Below are 5,056 nucleotides of genomic sequence, written 5' to 3' on the forward strand. Positions count from 1 at the left end.
GTTGGACTATAAATGCGCTCACGCAGGCATTGTTTTTAAGGAAGTTAACGAAGCGTACACCACCCAAACCTGTTCGAGTTGTGGCAGCTTGCCCGAATCGAGGCCGAGAGGTATCGCAGGACTTGGAATAAGAGAATGGACTTGCAGTGCGTGTGGTGCCACGCACGACTGCCGTGATGTTAATGCGGCCAAGAACATTCTTGCGGTCGGACATGGCCGTCTAGCAGTAGGAATCCCCGTCCTTTAGGTCGGGGAGGATGTCAAATAATATCGCTTCCTTTTAATTTAAAGGAATGGTTTCGTTTTGAATTAATAATGCAATTGCAGGAGCAATTATGAGTAAAACGCCACAAGGTGAGCTTTCATCTGGCACTGAGCAGATGGCGGATATTCAAACCGTTGTTGATAACAGCCATCTTTCTGATAGCTATAAAAATTTGCACCGCCCCAGTGCCGATTTTGCAAGCCGTAGTGAATACCTTGAGCATGAACTGCAAATTATGCAGCCTAAGCGCTGGCGGCCTAACTTGCCTTTTCGGGATTACCGTTTTGAGTTTGAAGATGCTGTGCCTGCAATGGCGGCAACCATTGGTAAAGTCGTTATGGTCGCAGCGATAGCCGCAACTTTTGCCAGCCCTTTAGGGCTTAGCGAAAGCTTTGTATTAGAAAATGTGCGTTACGAACTGCTGATCGTTGCTTTTTTTATTATTTTACTTTCGGGCTTTATTTTACCCACCGCTAACTTAGCCGGTACGCACGGCCCTTTAATTCCTTTAATTCCCATTGTTGTGGCTGCTGGTGGTCACCCAATGGCATTTGGCTTATTGATTGGTGCTTTTGGTTTAATTCTAGCCTTTAGTAAAGGTGGCAGTTTATTAGCCCGTTTAACCAGTAAAGGGGTTTGTGGGGGGTTGTTACTTTACCTAGGTTTTATTGGTACAACGTCACAGGTTGCTAAGTTGTTTACTTGGGCTGAAGGCATTGGTATGACACACATTGCTTTTATTGTTATTTTTGCCACCATTGTGCTTTATGCAGTATTAGAAAGCATTAATAAGCGCTGGTTGGCTGTTCCTTTAAGTTGTGTTTTAGGTGGTGGTTTGGCTTTCTTTTTAGGTGCGCCATTTGAATTTAAAACAGCGCCGGGTATGCCAATTATTGACCCAACTTATTGGTGGGGCGAGACAAGCGGTTGGATGCTAGGTCTGCCAACACTTGAAAGTTTTATTGTGGTATTACCTTTTGCAATCCTTGCTGTTGCTATGTGGTCGCCTGACTTTTTGGGTCATCAAGTCTTTCAAAAGATAAGTTATCCACAGCGCACCGAGCGTGTGCAGATGAACATTGATGACACCATGATGAGCGCATCGGTTAGGCAAACGTTTGGTTCGCTTTTGGGTGGTGCTAACTTTGCATCCTCGTGGGGAACTTACATTGTTCCTGCTGCGATAGCTAAGCGCCCGATTCCTGCTGGCGCTATTTTAACGGCAATTTTTTGTGTTATCGCTGGTGTTTGGGGCTACCCAATGGACCTTGCTATTTGGCAGCCAGTGCTGTGTGTGGCTTTAATTGTGGGGGTGTTTGTTCCTTTGCTTGAAGCTGGTATGGAAATGACGCGTGAAGGAAAAACCACTCAATCCGCCGCGATTGTGGTGTTCTCTTCAGCTTTGGTAAACCCTGCTTTTGGTTGGTCATTAACCATTTTACTGGATAATTTGGGATTGATTGGCTGTAAAGAACGCAGCGCTGAGTTAACGCATATGAGCCGTTGGATTATTCCTTTAGGTGTGTTTATTATTTTAACGGGCGTTATGGCAATGGTTGGTTTGTTACCGGGTATTCCAGCCCTGATGCCAAGTTTCAGAGGTTAGTTTTTAACTATCACTAATCTTTATTTACTTTACCCTTTGTGTTCTGGTGTGTAGTCTTATTACAGGCTATCTACTTACCTATAAACTAAAGGTATAAAAAATATGAGTGATAAACCTAAATTAACGTCTGTTTCTGGCTGCCCCATTGCCAATAACCAAGACAGTTTAACGGCTGGCGCACGTGGTCCTATGTTAATGCAAGATGTTTGGTTTTTAGAAAAGCTTGCCCACTTTGACCGTGAAGTTATTCCAGAGCGCCGTATGCACGCTAAAGGTTCAGGTGCTTTTGGTAACTTTACCGTCACCCATGACATTACCCAGTACACTAAAGCAGCTTTGTTTACTGAAGTCGGTAAAAAAACTGATATGTTTGTGCGCTTTTCAACCGTTGCCGGTGAGCGTGGTGCTGCCGATGCTGAGCGTGATATTCGCGGTTTTGCAATGCGCTTTTATACCGAGCAAGGCAACTGGGATTTAGTGGGTAATAACACGCCCGTATTTTTCTTTCGTGATCCCTTAAAATTTCCCGATCTTAATCACGCTGTTAAACGTGATCCACGCACCAATATGCGTAGCGCCACCAATAATTGGGATTTTTGGACGGGTTTACCCGAAGCGCTGCACCAAATTACCGTGGTGATGAGCGATCGTGGTATTCCTGCCACTTACCGCCATATGCACGGTTTTGGTTCACATACCTTTAGCTTTATTAACGCTAAACATGAGCGCTATTGGGTGAAGTTTCACTTTAAAACCCAGCAAGGTATTAAAAACTTAACCGACCAAGAAGCAGCAGAGCTGGTGGGTAATGACCGCGAAAGTTCGCAGCGTGATTTATACCAAGCTATTGAAAAGGGTGATTTTCCGCGCTGGACAATGTATGTACAAATTATGCCAGAAGCCGATGCAGCCAAAGTTCCTTACCATCCTTTTGACTTAACCAAAGTTTGGCCAAAAGCCGATTATCCATTAATTGAAGTCGGTTATTTTGAGTTAAACAAAAACCCAGAAAACTACTTTGCGGATGTTGAGCAAGCGGCTTTTAACCCAGCGCACATTGTACCAGGCATTAGTTTTTCGCCTGACCGTATGTTGCAGGGGCGTTTGTTCTCTTATGGTGATGCACAGCGTTACCGTTTAGGTGTTAACCATGCACAAATTCCAGTAAATACACCGCGCTGCCCAGTGCATAGCTACCACCGCGATGGTGCAATGCGTGTCGATGGTAACCAAGGTGGTCGTTTGCATTATGAGCCAAACAGCCAAGGTGAATGGCAAGAGCAGCTAGACTTTTCAGAACCACCTTTGGTACTAGAAGGCGCAGCAGATCGCTTTGATTATTGGGAAACTGAGCCAGACTACTTCACTCAGCCTGGCAACCTGTTTCGTCTGATGAGTGCTGAACAGCAGCAGGTCTTGTTTGAAAATACGGCACGCAATATGAACGGTGTGCCCGATGACATTAAAATGAAACACATCTGTCATTGTATGCAGGCTGACCCAGCTTATGGGCAAGGTATTGCCAAGGCGCTGGGTATTTCGTTACCAAAATAAACTACCAGTACGTCTTAGTTAAAGCGCTTTTAAGTAGTTAAGCCATTGTTTTGCCGCTGCTGCTTCGTTGCTAGCTAAAAGGTTTTCTAGCAAGGGTTTGGCTAAAGCATAAGCCTGCATTTCGATGTAGGCATTGGCTATTAACAGCTCTAATCGCGCTTTTTCTTTGCCTTCTAATTTATCGGTAATTTTCTGCCAAGCGGTGATGGCTGCTTGCCAGTTGCCTTGCCTAAAATTCCATTCACCTAAGCGCTGCCAGTCATGGGTTGCTTGGCTTAGTTTGGCTAACCGTTCTAAAGCCTGTTGGGTGGATTGCTTATTGCTGGTTTGCAGCCAAGCCTGTGCGGCTAATTTATTTAATTTTAAGTTGTCTGGCTGGTTAGCTAATTGCGCTTCAAAAATGGTTGCTGCTCTTAAAGGTTGTTGGTCGGCTAATAAACGCCTTGCAAGTTGCACCTGTTCTTTATTGTTTAAATAACCTTTTTCTTGCGCTAACTCTAGGGTTACTAGGGCTTGTTTATCTTGCTCTGCTAAAAGTTGCAGTTGCGCTAACTGTCCCCAAAGTTGTTGTTTTTCGGGTGTTAACACTAGGCGCTGGTGTTGTAATTTGGCTGCGTTTGCCCATTTTTCTTGGCGCTGAAAAATTGCTACACCTAGGCTTAACCAAGAATCTGGCTGGCGCACTTCTAAAGCATTTAATAACCAAGGCTCTGCCGCTTGCCATTTTTCTAACTGGGCTAAAAGTGCGGCTCGTAGGTAGTTGGCTTCGGCGCTGGGTTGTTCTTCATCTTGCCACCAAATTTCTAGTAGCTTTAGCGCAGATGTGTATTGGTTTTCGCCGGTTAAAAGGTGCAGGGTTATCCAACGCACGGCTTGTAGGCTGGATAAATCCAAGTATTCGCTATCTTCTTTTAAAACTTTTTGTAGCTGGGCTAGGGCTTTTTTTGACTGGTCTTTTTGCTGATAAACCTGCACCAAAGCTCGTGCCACAAAAGCTCGCACAAAGGCTTGTTGTTCGGGCGTGCCTTGCGGTTGTTTAAACAGTGTTTCGCCTAAGTTAAGGGCTTCTTCTTGAGCATCGGCTGCCAAAGCTTCATTAATTTTATGTAGCTGCTGATATTGCACAGGGCTAAGCGCCACACTTTCTGCCTGAATAAATCCTGCAAAAAAGAATAAACAACTGGCTAGAATTAAACGCTTCATTGGTTACCCTCTAAACGAAATTCTAAACGCTGCCTAAGTTGGCGGTTAGGTCCGCTACCTAATTCATAGGCAGCAAAACGCCAGCGAGCTATGGCACGACGAGCCGCACGTTCAAAGAGGTGCTTGGGTTCAGCATCTACCACACGAATAGTGTCTGCTAGCACCTTGCCTTCAGAGTCGACTTCAAAAACCAGTTCTACCCAACCTTCTTGCCGCCTTGCCATTGCTTGGCGTGGGTAACGCGGTGCTTCACGGTAAACGGGCACATCGGCACTGGAATCTATGCCCAAGTTTTGTAGGCTGGGTGTGGCGGTGGCATCTAGGCCGGTATCAATAGCGGGTAATGGCAGGTTCAACGCATCACTGGCATTACTCACCGCAAATTCACTGCGGCTGGCACTGCTACTGGTCGACTGCTGCTGAGTTTC

Annotated in this window: 5 protein-coding genes; 3 read left to right on the top strand and 2 right to left on the bottom strand. The window is 45.4% G+C overall.

The annotated features are described in order from the left end of the window. Position 1 precedes the first annotated feature (1 nt). The 3 genes from VJY63_RS02495 (at position 2) to VJY63_RS02505 (ending at position 3,425) form a co-directional block, all read left to right on the top strand. Entirely contained in the window at positions 2-247 is a 246-nt protein-coding gene (locus VJY63_RS02495) for a transposase (protein ID WP_324048159.1), read from the top strand. A gap of 88 nt (positions 248-335) precedes the next feature. After that, complete coding sequence (locus VJY63_RS02500; RefSeq protein ID WP_324048160.1) at positions 336-1,871, top strand: DUF3360 family protein; 1,536 nt, start codon at positions 336-338, stop codon at positions 1,869-1,871. Between the two features lie 102 nt (positions 1,872-1,973). Continuing rightward, a complete protein-coding gene (locus VJY63_RS02505; RefSeq protein WP_324048161.1) occupies positions 1,974-3,425 on the top strand; it encodes a catalase in 1,452 nt (483 codons plus the stop codon). An 18-nt stretch (positions 3,426-3,443) separates the two neighbouring features. Here VJY63_RS02505 and VJY63_RS02510 read toward each other — a convergent pair whose 3' ends face one another. Together VJY63_RS02510 and VJY63_RS02515 are read right to left on the bottom strand one after the other, a co-directional pair. Beyond that, positions 3,444-4,628, bottom strand: coding sequence for a hypothetical protein (locus VJY63_RS02510; protein ID WP_324048162.1), 1,185 nt, complete (start codon positions 4,626-4,628; stop codon positions 3,444-3,446). Next, on the bottom strand, positions 4,625-5,056 hold a 432-nt coding region (locus VJY63_RS02515), incomplete at its 5' end, for a TonB family protein (RefSeq protein ID WP_324048163.1). The genes VJY63_RS02510 and VJY63_RS02515, both read right to left, overlap by 4 nt.

Origin of the sequence: Marinospirillum sp. (assembly GCF_035271045.1) — a bacterium.
In the GTDB taxonomy this organism is placed as follows: Bacteria; Pseudomonadota; Gammaproteobacteria; order Pseudomonadales; family Halomonadaceae; genus Marinospirillum.

Excerpts from the sequence above, each read along its gene's own strand:
- VJY63_RS02500 (WP_324048160.1), top strand. The coding sequence starts at position 336 with ATGAGTAAAACGCCACAAGGTGAGCTTTCATCTGGCACTGAGCAGATG.
- VJY63_RS02510 (WP_324048162.1), bottom strand. The coding sequence starts at position 4,628 with ATGAAGCGTTTAATTCTAGCCAGTTGTTTATTCTTTTTTGCAGGATTT.
- VJY63_RS02505 (WP_324048161.1), top strand. The coding sequence starts at position 1,974 with ATGAGTGATAAACCTAAATTAACGTCTGTTTCTGGCTGCCCCATTGCC.